Origin of the sequence: Buchnera aphidicola (Cinara curvipes) (assembly GCF_900698915.1) — a bacterium.
In the GTDB taxonomy this organism is placed as follows: Bacteria; Pseudomonadota; Gammaproteobacteria; order Enterobacterales; family Enterobacteriaceae; genus Buchnera_F; species Buchnera_F aphidicola_AY.
Map to the genome: position 1 here is coordinate 204,847 of NZ_LR217710.1, position 17,769 is coordinate 222,615.

Below are 17,769 nucleotides of genomic sequence, written 5' to 3' on the forward strand. Positions count from 1 at the left end.
CTTTATAAATTCTTTATTTATTTTTAATAATATATTAATTTTATTCAGAATATCTATTCTTTATAAAAATAAGAAATTAATAAAGTAAAAAATTAATAATAATATTTTTATTTTGATTATATAGATTATGAAAAAAGATAATGCCTATAATTTATATATTAATTTTATACTATTATTATAAAAAAAATCTATTATTTTTATAATATTTAATTAAAATATTTAGATATATTTTTACAATATAATTATACATTTCAAATTTATTTAACTTTTATATAAAAAAATGAATATTATTATACGAGATTTAGGTTTATGTCACTGGATTGATATAGAAAAAAGTATGATGGAATTTACACAACATAGAAATAAAAATACAATTGATGAATTATGGTTTTTAGAACACTATCCAGTCTTTACTTATGGTGCTTCAGAAAAAAAATATTGTTTTTCACATATTAATAATATACCAGTATTTCAATCTATTCGAGGCGGAAAAATTACTTTTCATGGACCAGGTCAACTAATTATATATTTGTTAATTAATTTACAAAGAAAAAAAATTAAATTTTATAAATTAGTACAAAGTGTTGAAATATTAATTATTAAATTATTAAAAAAAATAAAAATATCATCATATACAAGAGATAATTGGCCTGGTGTATATGTTAAAAAAAAAAAAATTTGTTCATTAGGTTTTAGAATTATTAATGGTTGTTCTTTACACGGTTTGGCATTAAATGTAGATATGAATTTAGAACCTTTTAAATATATCAACCCATGTGGAAGTAAAAATATTATAATGACACAGATAAAAGATTTTAATAAAAATATTAGTATACAAAAAATAAAGAAAATTTTTATACATCAATTTTGTATGTTTTTTAATTATAAATTAATATAACATTAATTATTTGTTATATTTTGTATATACATTCAAATATATAATTTGATTAATTTATTTTAATTTATAAATATAAATTAGAGAAAAATAAATATGTTTAAGAAAAAAAAAATAGGTATATCTTATAAAAAAGAAAAAGATATACATATTATACCTACAATATTATCTTCTAACAAATTTACATCTGCTTTAAAAAAACCTCATTGGTTAAAAATTAGATTACCTTCTAATTTATATAAAATTAATAAAATTAAAAATATATTAAAAAATAATAAACTTCATTCTGTATGCGAAGAAGCTCATTGTCCAAATTTATCAGAATGTTTTAATAATGGAACTGCAACATTTATGATACTAGGTTCTATATGTACTCGTAAATGTCCTTTTTGTGCAGTAAAAAAAGGAAGAGCTTTAAAAGTAGATATTAATGAACCAAAAAAAATATTTGATGTAATTTTAAAATTAAAATTAAAATATGTTGTTTTAACATCAGTATCTAGAGATGACTTAAAAGATGGTGGAGCGGGGCATTTCTCTAAATGTATTTATACTATTCGAAAAAAAAAGAATATAAAAATAGAAATACTAGTTCCTGATTTTAGGGGAAGAGAAATAATAGCATTAAATAAAATAAATAAATACCCTCCTGATGTATTTAATCATAATATTGAAAATGTTCCTAGATTATATTCAATAGTACGTCCTGGAGCAAATTATATAAAATCTTTAAATTTATTATATGAGTTTAAAAAAATATGTCCTAATATACCTACAAAATCTGGACTAATGTTGGGTTTAGGTGAAAAAAAAAGTGAAGTTATTTCAGTATTAAAAGATTTAAAATCAGTAGGTGTATCTATTATTACAATAGGACAATATATGCAACCCAGTAAAAATCATTTATCAGTACAGAAATATATTACACCTCAAGAATTTATAACTTTTCAAAATATAGCATTATCTTTAGGTTTTTCTAATGTATTTTCTGGTCCTTTAGTAAGATCTTCTTATCACGCTGATCAACAATATTTATCCTGTTAAAAATATTTATAAATACAATATTAAAATTTTATTTATTTTATTTAATAAAAATATTATTTATAAAAATAATTTAATATTAGTAAATAAAAATAATATTTATTTTGAATAAAAATTATTTTTATTTACATAAATTTTTTTAAAATTTATTTATTAAATATAAGAACACCAAACAAAATATAATTTAATTTCTTTTGTTGGTGTTTTTATTTATTGAATATATTTTTTATTTATTTTATTTGATAGTCATTCAAATAAAGAGACATTAGTTTATTAAATTCTAATGTATTTATTACATAAGAAATATTTTTATAAAATACAAATATTTTATTAACAAATTCCCTAGAAAACAATGTATATAAAGCATGTTTAAATATTTCTTTTTTTAATAGATTTATTTTTTCTTTTATAAGATTAATTAATGAATTTTGATCTTGTAACCATAACACATTATAATCTTTAACATTAGCTAATTGTGCAGCTTTTTCAACAGCAGAATCAATATCACCAATTTGATCTATTAATCCTATTTTTTTTGCATCTTTTCCTAACCAAACGCGTCCTTGTGCTATTTCATGAATCTCTTTTATTGTTTTATTTCTTGATTGAGCTACAATTTTAATAAATTTTTCATATCCACGGGAAATTTCTAGATTGATTTTTTTCTTATTTTGACTAGAAAGATCATTAAATATGTTATAACTACTATTATGTTTAGTACTAATTATTTGATTTGTTATACCTATAGATGATAATACTTTTTCTAAAGTAGGTACAATAGAAAAAATACCTATAGATCCAGTTATTGTTGTTTTATGTGCAAAGATATAATTACCAGCTGTAGCAATCCAATAACCTCCTGAAGCACTGGTTTCTCCCATAGAAATTACTAGTGGTTTTTTATGTTTATGTAATTCAATTAATTTTTTTCTTATTATTTCTGAAACTTCAATATTACCCCCCGGGCTATTAATTCTCAATACAACTGCTTTAATATTATTATCATGTTCCGCTATATTTATTTGGTCTATAATACTTTTAACATTCATAGATGAAGATGAATTAGAATTATTTTCAATAACTCCGTTAGCTAATATAATTGCAATTTTATTATAATTTGGAGATATATTGTTTTTATTAATTTTATAATCGTTAATTTCAATTGCTTCATAAGAAGGATTTTTTTCTTTCTTATAAAAGATATCAAGTAAATATTTATTAATACTATTACCATCTACAAGATGGTCTACCAAATTGTTTTTTAGTGCATATTTCGCATAATTATTTTTATTATTTTTTAAATATTTAATTATATAATCAGGATTAGGATATATTTGATTAATTAAAATTTTTCTATTATAAGCTATATCTTGTAAAAATTCTTTCCATTTATACCTTATTAACCTTTGATCTATTTTTTTACTTTCTTTTGATGGAGAATTTCTCAAAAAAGGTTCAACGGCTGATTTATATTTTCCTATTCTAAAAATATGCATATTAATATTGTTCAAATCTAAAAATTTTTTTAAATATAATTTACTAGTAGTAATTCCATTTATCTGAATATTTCCATTTTTTGATAAAAAAATTTTGTTTGAAAAACTTGCTAAATAATATGCACTTTGTGAAAAACTATTACCTATAGTAACAACAGGTTTTTTAGATTCCTTAAATTCATTTATTTTTTTTCCCATATATTTTAAAACAACCTGATTTGCAGAAAAATCATTTTCTATTCTTAACATTAATCCAATAATATTAGGATCATTTTTAGCTTGGTTAATTTTTTCAGCAATTTCAAAAACAGAAGTAACTCTTTCTTTTTGTATTTTTTGATTCCAAAAAGAATAATTAGTTTTTTCTGTTAAAGACTCAAATCCTGTTGTTTCTTCTATTCGATTGTTTAAACTTATTACTAATAGTTTTGGTTTTATTTCCTCTGGTATTGGAGTATAAGTATTTTTTTTAAAATTAAAAGCTATCCAAAATATAAAACCAATCATTAGTAATAATATTGTGTGTGAAAATATTTCTTTTATTATGTTTAATATCTTATTTATACATGTAAATATTTGCATTATAAATTTTAAAATTTTATTCATATTATTAATGAACCCTATTAATTATATTATATTTTTAAAAAATTAAATAATAATAAAAATTATTATAAAAATAAAATATTTTTTAAAAATTTATTTATAAATAAAAATTATTAATTATTTAATAAAAGTTTAAATAAATATATAGCATGAGTTAAATCGTATATAAAATTAATTATAAAAAAATATTTTTAATAATTAGTTTATTAAACTATTTTCTACATTAGATGATATCTATTTTTTATTTTTTTAAACTTTATAAATAACTTTATAAAAAGTGATTATTCTTTTTAACTTAATTTAATTTGTAATGTACAGATATAATTTTTAATTATATTTAATTTTATAAATTATTAATTATTGGTAATACTCTAGATTCACCATATTCATTTACAGCAACATAAACAAATATAGCAGAATTTGTACAATACAAAACATTATAAGAAAAAGGATTTATTCTTTTAACCCAAATCTCTGTTCTAATAGTTATAGAAGTATTACCTATTTTGATACAGTTAGCATAACAATTTACTATATCTCCAGCTAATATTGGTTTTAAAAAATTTATATATTTTATATATACAGTAGAAACCTTTCCTCGAGAAATTTCTTTAGCTAAAATACCACCTCCTATATCCATTTGAGACATAATCCATCCTCCAAAAATGTTTCCATTAACATTTTTATGAGAAGGCATAGCAATTGTTTTTAACATCAAATTTTTATCACAGACAATATTAACATTTTTATTTTTTAACATTTTATTCACTAAATAAGATTTAGAAATTTTTTTTAAAAAAATTTTTATAAAAATTATATTTTTTTAATTATATAAATTTTTAAATTTAATTAAATATATATTTAAAATTAATTTATTTAATATTTTTTAAAATTTTTTAAAATATTATATTTTAAAAAATTAATAATAATTATTTTTTTATATAAAGTATATTGATAATTATTAAAATATTAAAAAATAATTAATTAATAATATTTCTAACTTTAGAACAAATATAAAATCTAAATAAATATATTGTTATATAAGAAAAATATATATTTATAAAAAAATTTAATAAAAAAATATTTACATACATTGGAAAAATAAAAAATAATTTAAAAAATATTAGAGTTAACTTTTTAAATATTAGATTTAATAAAATAATTGGTATAATGATATATATATCATAAAAAAGTATTTTAATACTATATCTTAATGAATAAAAAATATTTTTTTTTTCTATTAAAAATATAATAAGAGATAAAAAAGATAAAAGAGATAACAATACTCTAGGTACTATAGAAATATTAAATTTTGTTTCTATTAATAAAAACTGTAAATATAAAAGAGGTATACATAAAAAAAAAGATTGAAATATCCTTATTATTGTATAATAAATATTTTTTAAAATTGAAGATGAAATAAAATGTATTAAATATAAAATAGAAATAAATAAAAAAAAATTACTAATAGTTAAACAAAGTATTTTTATAAATTTTATATAAAAAATAATTTTTTTTTGATTAATACTCATATTATTAATTATATGTAATAAAGATTCCTTCTTAAAAAAATAACTTTTATATAAAATAGATAATTCAATCATTTTAATACTAAAAATATTTTGTAAAATAATATTTATTAATGAACTTATAATAGAATATACGAATATATTTATTATATTTTTATAAAAGAATTGATATGCATCATACGTTATAATATATATATTCAATAACATATATCCTCCTGTAAAAAATAAACAATGTATGTACATATTAAAAAATAATATTCTTAAGTATTAATTATAATAAGACTATTTATACTAAACATTTTAGCATTTTATTTTTTTTAAAATTTAATATTTTGTTTCTGTTTTAAATTTTTGTACTATTTTAGCTATTTGTGCAAACATTTTTTTTTTATTAGACAAATTATTTTCTATTATTTTAACAATACACGAACCACATATAATACCTTGTACACCACTTTTTATAATATTTTTAACTTGACTAACTTTATAAATTCCAAATCCTTGTATAATTGGGGAAGATTTATATTTTTTTAATTTTTTTATTATATTTATTAATGATTTTTGTGAATGTTCTTTTTGTATTCCAGTAATACCAGGTCTGGATAAAAGATATATATAACTTTTACTTAAAGTGGTAATTTTTTTAAGAAATTTTTTTTTTGCATCAGAAGGGCAAATAAATACTGATGATATATTATTTTCATTTGCTATTTTTCGAAATATATATGATTCCTCTATTGGAAGATCAGCAATTAAAACAGAATCAATTTTATTGAAGTGACATAATGAATAAAAAACTGGTAACTTTTTATAAAAAACAATATTAGCATACGTTAATAATCCAATTGGGATATTAGAATATTTTTTTCTGATCTGATATATAATATCAAAACATTTTTCAACTGTTATGTTGTTATTTAATGCTCTTATATGTGAATTTTGTATGATTATTCCATCAGCTATAGGATCTGAAAATGGAATTCCTAATTCTAATGCATCAGCTCCGTTATTAATTAAAATATCAATAATTTCTAAAGAAATATTTATTGAAGGATCCCCTAATACTATAAATGGAATAAAACAACATTCTTTTTTATAAGATAAATTTTTAAATAAAGATTTATATCTTGATTTCATTTTTTACTCATATTTATTTATTTTATTATTAATAGTATCAAGATCTTTATCACCTCGACCAGACAAATTAACAACAATTGTTTGTTTTTTATTAGGATCGTTATTCATTAATTTTAATGCATATGCAATAGCATGTGATGATTCTAAAGCAGGAATAATTCCTTCCAATTTGGATAATTTTAAAAAAGCATCAACTGCCTCTTTATCAGTAATAGATTTATATTGAACTCTTTTTGTATAATTTAACCAAGCATGTTCAGGTCCCACAGAAGGAAAATCTAAACCAGCTGAAATTGACCAAGATTTTTTAATTTGTCCATCATTATTTTGCATAAGATATGATTTCATTCCAAAATAAATTCCTAATTTTCCAGAATATATAGGAGAACCATGTTTACCAGTATCTAAACCTAAACCAGCGGGTTCTACTCCAATTAATTTTACACTTTTATCATTAATAAATGAAGAAAATATACCAATAGCGTTAGAACCTCCTCCTACACAGGCAATAATAAAATTAGGTAAATTTTTCTTTTTTAATAGAAAATATTTTTTTGTTTCTTGTCCAATAATTTTTTGGTATTCTTTAACAATAGTAGGGTATGGATGAGGTCCAGCTGATGTACCAATCATATAATGAGAATTCGAATAACTATTCGACCAATCCCTCATAGCAGCATTACAAGCATCTTTAAGAGTTGCTGATCCTGATGATACTGATATAACTTCAGCGCCTAATAATTTCATTCTTAATACATTTTGTGATTGTCTCTGAATATCCTTTTCCCCCATATATATTCGACATTTTAAATTTAATAAAGAACAAGCTATAGCAGAAGCAACTCCATGTTGACCGGCTCCAGTTTCTGCAATAACTCTTTTTTTTTTCATCTTTTTAACTAATAATGCTTGTCCTAATACTTGATTTGTTTTATGAGCTCCTCCATGTAATAAATCTTCTCTTTTTAAATAAATCTTAGTATTTGTATTTTTTGTAATATTTTTACATAAAGTTAATGGAGTAGGTCTTCCCGCATAAGATTTTAATAAATGATTTAATTTTTTTTTAAATTTTTTATCTTTTTTTGATTCAACAAATACTTTTTCTAATTCGTTTAGCGCTGGAATTAAAATTTGAGGAACATACATTCCACCGAATTTTCCAAAATAAGGATTTAATATAGTCATATTTTTAATTATTTAGTTAAATAAAGTTTTATTTTTTGGGATAATATCTCAGTATTTTAAATACTGATTTAATTTTATTAGGATCTTTAATTCCTGGTGATATTTCCAATCCAGAATTAAAATCTAATCCACAAAAACCTAACGTAGATGCTAAAAAACTATTTTTTAAATTTAATCCACCTGCTAGCATCATATTAGATACATTAAATTTTTTAATTAAAGTCCAATCAAATGATTTTCCTGATCCTCCTTTTCTATTATCTAATAAATAACGATTAACATTAATAATGTTATTTATTACAGTATATTTATTCATTGAAATAGATTTCCAAATACGTACATGATTAGGTAATAATTTTTTCAACTTTTTAATAAATTCCTGATTTTCTTCTCCATGTAATTGAACTGCATATAAATTAAATTTATTAACTTTTATAAGAATATCTTTATGCTGCTCATTAGAAAAAACACCAACATATCTTAATAAAGAATTTTTAATAATCTTTTTACATTTTTGATCATGAATATATCTAGGAGATTGAGGAATAAAAATTAATCCTCCGTATACACAACCAGATTGTCCCGCTAATTGAGCGTCTTTATTTTTTGTTAAACCACAAATTTTATTATCACCATAAATTAATTTTCGGGTAGAAAATTCTAAATTTTTAGAACGCATTAAATGTGTTCCTATTAAAAAACCATTTACTTTATTACATAAAGAACGAATATCTTTATAACTATTAATACCTGATTCACAAATAATAATTTTATTTTTAGGAATTAATGGTGCTAATATTCTTGTATTATTCTTATTAACAGATAAAGTTTTTAAATTTCTATTATTTATTCCAATAATTGAAGCATTTAATAATAGAGCACGTTTTAGTTCATCAAATGTATGTATTTCTGTTAAAACACCTAAATTCATACTTTTTGCAATATTTGATAATTTAATATAATTTGAATCATCTAAAATAGATAACATTAATAAAATTGCATCTGCTTTATGATAACGCGCGTAATATATTTGATATGGATCAATAAAAAAATCTTTACATAATAATGGTTTTTTTGTTTTATTACGAGCTTTTAATAAATATTTAAAATTACCATGAAAAAATTTTTCTTCTGTTATTATTGAAATAATATCAGCATATTTATTATATATTTTTACTATTTTTGAAATATTAAAATCTTGTTTAATAATACCATGTAATGGTGATGCTTTTTTGCATTCTAATATAAATGATGGATTATTTTTTTTTAATATTTTTTCAAAACAATTTTTTGATTTTTCAATTTTATTATAAAAAGAATTCAAAGGAAAATTATTTTTTTTATATTTAATCCAGTTATGTGTATTTTTTAATATTTTCGAAATAAGATTATTATTCATAATATAATTTAATTAAATAATTTAGATAATTGAAGAACAAAATTATAAATTTTACCTGTATTAATAAAATTTAAAATATTTAATGTATTCTGAGATAGATTATCATATCCTAATACTTTCATTAATAATGCTACATTAATTGCTACTGTTTTTACATATACAGGTTCTCCTTTTCCTTTAAATAATTTTATAGTTTCTATATAATTTTCTACTTCATTTTTATCTAAAATAAAATTTTTAGAATATTCTTTTAAACCAAAATCTTTTGGGGAAAGAATATATTTTATAATTTTGTTATTATTTACTTCTACTATATAAGTATCATCATATAATGTAGCTTCATCTATTCCCCCGCTATTTACAATAATAGCTTTTTTATATTTTAAATTAGACAATATTTTTGCATATATAGACATTAAGTCTTTTTTATATACACCTATTAATGAAAAATGAGGTTTAGAAGGATTTAACAAGGGTCCTAAAATATTAAAAATTGTTTTTGTTTTTAATAAACTACGAATTTTAGATATTTTTTTAAAACTTTTTAAATAAAAATTAGCTAATAAAAAGCAAATATTAAATTTATCTAAACTTTTCATAGATTTATTTGATGATATTTTTAAGTTTATTTTTAATTTTTGTAATAAATTTGCAGATCCAGAATTACTAGATGAATTTATATTACACATTTTTACAATTTTTATACCATAACATGCAGCAACAATTGCACTAACAGTAGATATATTAAAACTATTTTTTTGATCTCCTCCAGTACCAACTATATCAGATATCATATAACTAGGTGTTGGAAAATATTTCATGTGTTGTATAACTGATTTTCTTGCACCTATAATTTCTTCATATGTTTCTGTTCGAGATGCCATAATAGCAAGTATAGCAGATATTTGTATACTATTAAGTTTTTCATTTAAAATATGATTAAATAGTATAAAACTTTCTTGTTTATTTAAGCAAACTCCGTTGTATATTTTTTTTAGAATTTTTTTCATTTTATTTTTATATAAAATTATTTTAATATAATAGGATAATATAAAAATTATTTTTAATAAAAGTTGAGATATAAAATATACTATATAATATGTATTTTATATATACAAATAAATATTTAAGATAAATTTATTTAAAATAATTTTTATATTAACAAAATTTGTATTTTTAAAAATATTAATATTACAAAAATATTTATTATTTTATTTTTTTTATAAAATTAATATTTTATTAAATAATATAAATAATAATTTTATTATCATATTGATAATTTATAAAAATAGTGAAATCTATATAAAAAACATTAAATTACAAAAATATAATATATTTTTATTTTAATAAAATTTTCAATAATTTTATCTATAAAAAATTATTAATCTAATAATTAAAAAATTATTTATTTTAATAAATATAAATATCGTGAATTATATTTATACATAATAACATTTTTTTTATAAAAAAAATATTTATATAATTAAAAATTATTCTGTATAATAAAAATATATATTTATAAATTCCTTTTTTTTAAATAATTAATTATATATTTAATATTATAAATATATATTTGGAAAATGGTATGAAAGAAAAAATTCAAAAAATATTATCTAATTCTGGATTAGGTTCACGTCGTAATATTGAAAAAAAAATATGTAATAAACTTATTAAAGTAAATGGAAAAATTGTATTATTGGGAGAACGTTTTATAAAAAAAGATATTCAATATATTTTGTTAAATAATAAAAAAATTATTTTAAAAAAAGATATAATAAAAATTATTATTTACAATAAACCAATAGGAGAAATATGCACTAATAAAGATCCATATAAAAGAATTACCGTTTTTAATAAATTACCTAAATTATATTATTCTAAATGGATAAGTGTAGGAAGATTAGATATTAATACATCAGGCCTATTATTATTTACAAATTATGGTGAATTAGCATATAGATTAATGCATCCTAGTTATAAAATTAAACGAGAATATCTAGTTAGAATTTTTGGTAAAGTATCAAAAAAAAAAATTTTTATTTTAAAAAAAGGAGTTAGAATAGGTAATTCTATTTCAAGATTTGATGAAATTATTAATTTAAATTATAAAAAAAAAAATCAATGGTTTAAAGTATCATTACTACAAGGAAAAAATAAAGAAGTACGTTTACTATGGTTATCTGTTGGTATAAAAGTTAATCGATTAATTCGTACTCGTTATGGTGAAATAATATTACCAAAAAACCTGAAATCTGGATGTTTTTTAGAATTAAATGCTAATAATAAAAAAAAAATTTTTAATTCAGTAAATTTATAATATATAAAATATGTCTATATATGAAATATATAAAAAAAAGATATTTAATAAACTTTTTGTTATAATAATTATTTAAATTTTTATATAATTTTTTATATATTTATTTTTATTTAAAATAATTAAATATTATAAATAATATTTTTAATTTTTAAATATACTAAAAAATATATTTATTTAGTATAAATATACTAATTATTTGCTAATTTTTTTTAAATATTCATTACTTAATGTTCGTGTTTTTTTTAAGATATATCTTAAAATATTAGCTTGACCAACTAATAGTAGTTTACTAGTAATATAATCATGACCACCAACAAAATCAGTTATTAATGCTCCTGATTCTCTAATATGTAATTCTCCAAAAATAATATGTAAATATTTTTCATTAAATCCAATATAAACATTAATTTTTCCAGAAGATAGATATGCTAAATCTAAAATAGAACACCCTGTTTTTCTTAAAGATATTTTTTCTTTTAAAAGATATTGAGTTAATATCATATATAAATACATATTATTTGTATTTATTTCTTTAAAGTAAAGTGCAGCAATTTTATTATGTATACTACTATTATATTCACAACATCTTGTTCTAACACCGTTTAACTGAGCGCCCTGTCCTTTAATAGCTGTGAATAGATCATTTTTAATAGGATCATAAATTACTGATATATAAGATTGGTTTTTTTCTTTAATAAGTATTGATAAACAAAAATGAGGTATTTTTTTAATAAAATTCATTGTTCCGTTTAAAGGATTAATTAACCACTGATTATTATTCAAAATAATTTTTTTTTTAGAATGTATGTTGATAATAGCATGTTTAGGATACGATTGATATATAATAGAATATATAGTAGAAAAAGTTTTTTCTTTTATTTGTTTTATATAATATAAATTTTTTTTTTTTTCAGAATTATAAGTTATATCTTTTGAGTCATAATTTTGAGTAATAATTTTTCCACCAATTCGAATAGCTCTAATTGCAATATTTAATATTGGGTTCATATAATAATTCTCTTTTATAATATTATTCTATTCATTTCTATAAATATAAATTTTTATAGAAATTGATTTCTTTATAAAAATAAATAATTATTATATACTTATTTTTAATAAATTTAAAAACTTTATTTTTTATTTTAAAATAAAAAAATATTTAATAAAATAAAATGGAAAATAGCAATGTTACAAGAAATTTTTTTAAAAAAAAATCAAAAAAAAAAAATTAATTTACTTGATTTTGATTTAACAAAAATGACAAATTTTTTTTTAAAAATGGGAGAAAAAAAATTTAGAGCAATACAAATGATGGAATGGATTTATAAAAAATATTGCATAAAATTTAATAAAATGAGTAATTTTAGTAATACTTTAAAAAATAAATTAAATTCTACATCTATTATAGTATTACCAAAATATGTTAAAAAAATAAAATCATTAGACGGAACAATCAAATGGAATTTTCTATTTAATACTGAATTTATTGAAACAATATATATTCCAGAAAAAAAACGTGCTACTTTATGTATTTCATCTCAAGTTGGTTGTGTATTAAAATGTGGATTTTGTGCTACAGGTCAATTAGGATATACTCGTAATTTACAAGTATCAGAAATTATTGGTCAAATATGGTTTGTTATAAATAAATTAAATCAGTATAAATTAAAAAATTTAATTTTACCTACAATAACTAATATTGTTATGATGGGTATGGGGGAACCATTATTAAATTTAAAAAATGTTATAATAGCGATAAATATTATATTAAGCAAATACGGTTTTAATTTTTCCAAAAATAAAGTAACACTATCAACTTCTGGTATTGTTCCTGCGATAAATAAAATAGCTGGAAAAATAGATATTTCATTAGCAATTTCTTTACATGCACCTAATAATCATATACGTAATATGATTATGCCTATTAATAAAGTTTATAATATTAATTTATTATTGTTATCCGTTAAAAATTATTTAAGTAAATCTACAGCAAATCGTGGTATAGTTACAATAGAATATGTAATGTTATTAAATATTAATGATAGTTTACATCATGCTAAAGAATTAGTTTGTTTATTAAAAGATATACCATGTAAAATTAATTTAATTCCTTGGAATCCTATTAAAAACTCTCTTTATAAATGTAGCACTTATAATAGAATTATTAACTTTTCTAATTATTTAAAAAATAAAAATTTTATTGTTACTATCAGAAAAAATAGAGGATCTGACATTAATGCTGCTTGCGGACAATTGATTAGTAAATAAAATATTTTTTAAAAAAATCTAAAAAAATAAAAAAATTAACAATTTCAATAAAAGGATATTTTATATTATATGGGAATTAGACATCAATCAATTAGAGGTATGCATGATATTCTTCCTTGTGATACTCACTATCTTAGTATAATTGAGGAAGAGATAAAAAAAATTTTATATAATTATGCATATTTTGAAATTCGATTTCCTGTCGTTGAAAAAACAGAATTATTTGAAAAAGCCATTGGAAATCAAACAGATATAATCAATAAAGAAATGTATAACTTTTATGATAAAAAAAAAAAAAAAATTTCTTTAAGACCTGAAGGAACCGTTAGTTGTATTCGAGCTTGTATACAAAATAATATATTTTACAATTCTAAAATTCAAAAATTATGGTATTACGGTCCTATGTTTCGTTATGAAAGACCTCAAAAAGGACGTTTTAGACAATTTTATCAATTAGGAGTAGAATATTTTGGTTTAAAAAATATTATATCTGATTATGAAATAATTATGTTAACTATAAGTATTTGGAAAAAATTAAATTTATTAAAATATCTAAAACTAGAAATTAATTCAATAGGTTGGACAGAAGACAGAAAAAATTTTTCATTAGATTTAAAAAAATTTTTTAAAAAAAATAAATTTAAATTAAATCAATATGAAAAAAATTTATTATATATAAATCCTATTCGAATTTTAGATAGTAAAAATGATAATACAATTAAATTATTAAAATCAGCTCCATTATTAAATAATTATCTAAATTTATATTCATATAATCGTTTTAAAAAATTATGTGATCTATTAAATCAATCAAAAGTAGATTATATTGTTAATAATCAGTTAGTTAGAGGATTGGATTATTATAATGATACTGTATTTGAATGGAAATCAGACTTATTAGGCGCACAAAATACTGTTTGTGCTGGAGGAAGATATGATGCTTTAATAAAATATTTGGGAGGAAAAGATAATCCAGCAATTGGTTTAGCTTTTGGAATAGACAGATTATTAATTTTAAAAAAATTATTTAACCCTATTCCTTGCAACAACATTTTTATTGATATTAATATTATTTTTTTAGAATCAATATATTCTGTATTTGCAATATACATATCTCAAAAATTACGTTTAATTTGGCCTCAACTAAAAATTAATACCTATTTAAAAACTTTCAAAAAGAAAAAATTTTTTAGTATATCTAAACAAATAAAATCAAAATTTTTATTAATTTTAAATTCAAATAGTTTAAATATAAATAAAGTATTAATTAAAAATATTTTTAATAAAACTAAAAAAAATATATCAATTAATCGTATTTTTCAAAATCCATGTATATTTCTTAAATAAAAAACATATTTAATTATATTAATTAATATATATAAAATAATCTATTAATTAAATATTTTTAAAAAAATTTTAAATATTTTTAATATTTAATTACTTAAAATAAGTAGATTACATATATGATAAATAAAAAAATGAAAAAATTTGATCCAAAAATTTGGAATTTAATTAATGATGAAAAAAATAGACAAGAATTATGTATTAATTTAATTGCTTCAGAAAACTATGCTAGTAATTCTATATTAGAAGCTCAGGGTTCTTGTTTGACAAATAAATACGCAGAAGGATATATTGGCAATCGTTTTTATGATGGATGTAATATTATTGATAAAATAGAAAGTATTGCTATTAATAGAGCAAAAAAATTATTTTGTGTAGAATATGCTAATGTACAACCTCATTCAGGTTCTCAAGCTAATTTTGCTGTTTTTCAAGCATTATTAAAACCAAATGATGTTATTTTAGGAATGAATTTAAATCATGGAGGACACTTAACTCACGGATCTTCTGTAAATTTTTCAGGAAAAATATACAAATCATATTCATACGGGGTTGATAGATTTGGTGAAATAGATTATAAACAATTTAAATATTTATCTTTTTTACATCATCCTAAAATTATTATTGGTGGATTCTCAGCATATTCAGGTATATGTGACTGGAAATATATGAGAAAAATTGCAGATAAAGTAAATGCTTATTTTTTTGTAGATATTTCACATATTGTTGGTTTAATTATTTCTGGTTTATATCCTAATCCAATTAAATATGCTCATGTAATCAGTACTACTACACATAAAACTTTAGGAGGTCCTAGAGGTGGATTAATTTTATCAAACTGTGGAAATAAAGAATTATATTCAAAATTAAATTCCTCAGTATTTCCTGGTACTCAAGGAGGTCCTTTAATGCATGTTATTGCAGCAAAAGCAATTGCATTTAAAGAAGCTTTAAGTTCAAAATTTACAAAATTACAAAAAAATATTTTAAATTATGCTAAAATAATGGTGAAAATATTTTTAAAAAAAAATTTTTTAGTTATATCTAGAAAAACGGAAAATCATTTATTATTAATTGATTTATCTAATAAAAAAATAACAGGAAGAGAAGCAAGTAATTTACTTGCTCGTGCGGGAATTATTGTTAATAAAAATTCTATTCCAAATGATACACAAACACCATTTATTACATCTGGTATTCGTATTGGAACTCCAGCAATAGTTAAGCGTAATATTAAGATAAATGATGTTATTCGTATAACTCACTGGATATGTGATATTTTAGATAATCCAGAAAATTTAAACCAAATAAGAAAAATACGAAAAAAAATAAAAATAATATGTAAAAATAATCCAATATACACCATATAAAATATATTTATATTAGTTTTAAAAATAAATAATTTAATAAAAATATTTTATGTTACATATAACATGTAACATAATTTTATTATGTAAATTTTATTTATAAAAATATAATATATATTTTATTGTTTTAAATAATTAAATAATATTTTTTTTTAATAAACTTTTATTATAATTATTAATAATTATTCAATTATTATCCATAAAGGATTTTTACCTATTGATTGTATTTTACTGTAAATCAGATAACCTGTATCTAAATTAATATTATAAATTCTCATATTATTAGAAATCTCTCCAACTACAATTAATATTCTTCCATCTTTACTAATATTAAATGAACGAGGTTGCAATTCAGTTTGGTAAGTATGAATGTATAATAAAGTACCTGTATTACAATTAATATTAAATAAAGAAATAATACTATTTGAACGATCACATGCATATAAATATTTTCCATTAGGATGAATATGAATATCTGAAGCCCAGGGTATACTTATATAAGGTTTTAATATTAATGAGATCGACTGAATCAATTTTAATTTAAATATTGTATTATAAATTATCCAAACATCAATAGTTCCATTAAATTCATTAACAGAATACATATAATCATTTAAAGGATGAAAAGTAATATGTCTAGGACCGCTGTTTTTTTTAGTTAAAATAATATTTTTTAAAATCAAATTAATTTTATTTTTTTTATTATAAATAATTGTATAAATATAAATTTTATTTGCTTTTAAAGATGTTACAAATATTAAATTATATCTATAATGCATTTTAATAAAATGACAACCATAAATTTTTTTAAAAATATAAATATTTTTTTTAATATATCCGAATTGATTAATTAAAAATACATAAAATTCATTACCGTGATATGAAGCACAAAATAATATATTTTTATTTTGATTAAATGAAATATAATTAGGTGTATTACATATAGAAACTTCATGAATTTTATTAATTTTATTGTTAGAATATATTTTATATGTAATAATTTTATTATTTTCTTTTTCACCTACATATAATAATTTATTTTTTTTATTATATTTTAATGGTTGCGGTATACCATCTGAAGAAATAATTTTTATTTTAGATAAAATATTATTTTTCTTTAATATCCAGTATTCAATATGTTTATTAATAGAACATGATATAAAAATATTTTTTCTCATATTTTTT

Annotated in this window: 15 protein-coding genes; 6 read left to right on the forward strand and 9 right to left on the reverse strand. The window is 19.2% G+C overall.

Features of this window, described 5'->3' with window-relative positions:
• Positions 1-280 precede the first annotated feature (280 nt).
• Together lipB and lipA are read left to right on the forward strand one after the other, a co-directional pair.
• Positions 281-898: a lipoyl(octanoyl) transferase LipB gene (lipB, locus tag BUCICURV3402_RS00885; protein ID WP_154029228.1), complete on the forward strand. Its 618-nt coding sequence runs from the start codon at positions 281-283 to the stop codon at positions 896-898.
• Positions 899-991: 93 nt separating this feature from the next.
• The gene (gene lipA / locus BUCICURV3402_RS00890; protein WP_154029229.1) at positions 992-1,939 is read left to right on the forward strand and encodes a lipoyl synthase; all 948 of its coding nucleotides are present in this window, start codon (positions 992-994) and stop codon (positions 1,937-1,939) included.
• A 227-nt stretch (positions 1,940-2,166) separates the two neighbouring features.
• On the opposite strand, the gene sppA is transcribed toward lipA, so the two are convergent.
• From sppA to trpD, 7 genes are all read right to left on the reverse strand, one after another.
• Positions 2,167-4,038 (reverse strand): signal peptide peptidase SppA, encoded by a 1,872-nt coding sequence (sppA, locus tag BUCICURV3402_RS00895; protein ID WP_154029230.1) that lies wholly within the window; start codon positions 4,036-4,038, stop codon positions 2,167-2,169.
• A 340-nt stretch (positions 4,039-4,378) separates the two neighbouring features.
• Positions 4,379-4,795, reverse strand: coding sequence for a hotdog domain-containing protein (locus BUCICURV3402_RS00900; protein ID WP_154029231.1), 417 nt, complete (start codon positions 4,793-4,795; stop codon positions 4,379-4,381).
• Between the two features lie 220 nt (positions 4,796-5,015).
• The gene (locus tag BUCICURV3402_RS00905) at positions 5,016-5,771 is read right to left on the reverse strand and encodes a YciC family protein (protein WP_172598545.1); all 756 of its coding nucleotides are present in this window, start codon (positions 5,769-5,771) and stop codon (positions 5,016-5,018) included.
• Between the two features lie 117 nt (positions 5,772-5,888).
• Positions 5,889-6,701 carry a tryptophan synthase subunit alpha gene (gene trpA, locus BUCICURV3402_RS00910; RefSeq protein ID WP_154029233.1) on the reverse strand — a complete coding sequence of 271 codons (813 nt, stop codon included), beginning with the start codon at positions 6,699-6,701 and terminating at the stop codon, positions 5,889-5,891.
• A gap of 3 nt (positions 6,702-6,704) precedes the next feature.
• Positions 6,705-7,889, reverse strand: a complete 1,185-nt coding sequence (trpB, locus tag BUCICURV3402_RS00915) for a tryptophan synthase subunit beta (protein ID WP_154029234.1) — start codon at positions 7,887-7,889, stop codon at positions 6,705-6,707.
• Between the two features lie 28 nt (positions 7,890-7,917).
• Positions 7,918-9,288: a bifunctional indole-3-glycerol-phosphate synthase TrpC/phosphoribosylanthranilate isomerase TrpF gene (gene trpCF / locus BUCICURV3402_RS00920; protein ID WP_154029235.1), complete on the reverse strand. Its 1,371-nt coding sequence runs from the start codon at positions 9,286-9,288 to the stop codon at positions 7,918-7,920.
• Between the two features lie 8 nt (positions 9,289-9,296).
• Positions 9,297-10,298, reverse strand: a complete 1,002-nt coding sequence (gene trpD, locus BUCICURV3402_RS00925; RefSeq protein WP_154029236.1) for an anthranilate phosphoribosyltransferase — start codon at positions 10,296-10,298, stop codon at positions 9,297-9,299.
• A gap of 575 nt (positions 10,299-10,873) precedes the next feature.
• Between trpD and BUCICURV3402_RS00930 the strand changes: the two genes are divergently transcribed.
• The gene (locus BUCICURV3402_RS00930; RefSeq protein WP_154029237.1) at positions 10,874-11,605 is read left to right on the forward strand and encodes a pseudouridine synthase; all 732 of its coding nucleotides are present in this window, start codon (positions 10,874-10,876) and stop codon (positions 11,603-11,605) included.
• Between the two features lie 192 nt (positions 11,606-11,797).
• On the opposite strand, the gene BUCICURV3402_RS00935 is transcribed toward BUCICURV3402_RS00930, so the two are convergent.
• On the reverse strand, positions 11,798-12,613 hold the full coding sequence (locus BUCICURV3402_RS00935) for an inositol monophosphatase family protein (protein WP_154029238.1): 816 nt from the start codon (positions 12,611-12,613) through the stop codon (positions 11,798-11,800).
• A 177-nt stretch (positions 12,614-12,790) separates the two neighbouring features.
• Here BUCICURV3402_RS00935 and rlmN point away from each other — a divergent pair, with 177 nt between their 5' ends.
• The 3 genes from rlmN (at position 12,791) to glyA (ending at position 16,587) form a co-directional block, all read left to right on the forward strand.
• On the forward strand, positions 12,791-13,873 hold the full coding sequence (gene rlmN / locus BUCICURV3402_RS00940; RefSeq protein WP_154029239.1) for a 23S rRNA (adenine(2503)-C(2))-methyltransferase RlmN: 1,083 nt from the start codon (positions 12,791-12,793) through the stop codon (positions 13,871-13,873).
• 69 nt (positions 13,874-13,942) lie between these two features.
• Positions 13,943-15,220 (forward strand): histidine--tRNA ligase, encoded by a 1,278-nt coding sequence (gene hisS / locus BUCICURV3402_RS00945; protein WP_154029240.1) that lies wholly within the window; start codon positions 13,943-13,945, stop codon positions 15,218-15,220.
• 116 nt (positions 15,221-15,336) lie between these two features.
• Positions 15,337-16,587, forward strand: a complete 1,251-nt coding sequence (gene glyA, locus BUCICURV3402_RS00950) for a serine hydroxymethyltransferase (RefSeq protein WP_154029241.1) — start codon at positions 15,337-15,339, stop codon at positions 16,585-16,587.
• A 179-nt stretch (positions 16,588-16,766) separates the two neighbouring features.
• Here glyA and BUCICURV3402_RS00955 read toward each other — a convergent pair whose 3' ends face one another.
• The gene (locus tag BUCICURV3402_RS00955) at positions 16,767-17,762 is read right to left on the reverse strand and encodes a beta-propeller fold lactonase family protein (protein ID WP_154029242.1); all 996 of its coding nucleotides are present in this window, start codon (positions 17,760-17,762) and stop codon (positions 16,767-16,769) included.
• Between the last annotated feature and the right edge of the window lie 7 nt (positions 17,763-17,769).

Bases quoted from the DNA above. Each gene is read 5' to 3' on its own strand.
- glyA (WP_154029241.1), top strand. From the start codon at position 15,337: ATGATAAATAAAAAAATGAAAAAATTTGATCCAAAAATTTGGAATTTA.
- trpB (WP_154029234.1), bottom strand. From the start codon at position 7,889: ATGACTATATTAAATCCTTATTTTGGAAAATTCGGTGGAATGTATGTT.
- lipA (WP_154029229.1), top strand. From the start codon at position 992: ATGTTTAAGAAAAAAAAAATAGGTATATCTTATAAAAAAGAAAAAGAT.
- BUCICURV3402_RS00930 (WP_154029237.1), top strand. From the start codon at position 10,874: ATGAAAGAAAAAATTCAAAAAATATTATCTAATTCTGGATTAGGTTCA.
- hisS (WP_154029240.1), top strand. From the start codon at position 13,943: ATGGGAATTAGACATCAATCAATTAGAGGTATGCATGATATTCTTCCT.
- BUCICURV3402_RS00935 (WP_154029238.1), bottom strand. From the start codon at position 12,613: ATGAACCCAATATTAAATATTGCAATTAGAGCTATTCGAATTGGTGGA.
- sppA (WP_154029230.1), bottom strand. From the start codon at position 4,038: ATGAATAAAATTTTAAAATTTATAATGCAAATATTTACATGTATAAAT.
- trpA (WP_154029233.1), bottom strand. From the start codon at position 6,701: ATGAAATCAAGATATAAATCTTTATTTAAAAATTTATCTTATAAAAAA.
- BUCICURV3402_RS00905 (WP_172598545.1), bottom strand. From the start codon at position 5,771: ATGTTATTGAATATATATATTATAACGTATGATGCATATCAATTCTTT.
- BUCICURV3402_RS00955 (WP_154029242.1), bottom strand. From the start codon at position 17,762: ATGAGAAAAAATATTTTTATATCATGTTCTATTAATAAACATATTGAA.
- lipB (WP_154029228.1), top strand. From the start codon at position 281: ATGAATATTATTATACGAGATTTAGGTTTATGTCACTGGATTGATATA.
- trpCF (WP_154029235.1), bottom strand. From the start codon at position 9,288: ATGAATAATAATCTTATTTCGAAAATATTAAAAAATACACATAACTGG.
- rlmN (WP_154029239.1), top strand. From the start codon at position 12,791: ATGTTACAAGAAATTTTTTTAAAAAAAAATCAAAAAAAAAAAATTAAT.
- trpD (WP_154029236.1), bottom strand. From the start codon at position 10,298: ATGAAAAAAATTCTAAAAAAAATATACAACGGAGTTTGCTTAAATAAA.
- BUCICURV3402_RS00900 (WP_154029231.1), bottom strand. From the start codon at position 4,795: ATGTTAAAAAATAAAAATGTTAATATTGTCTGTGATAAAAATTTGATG.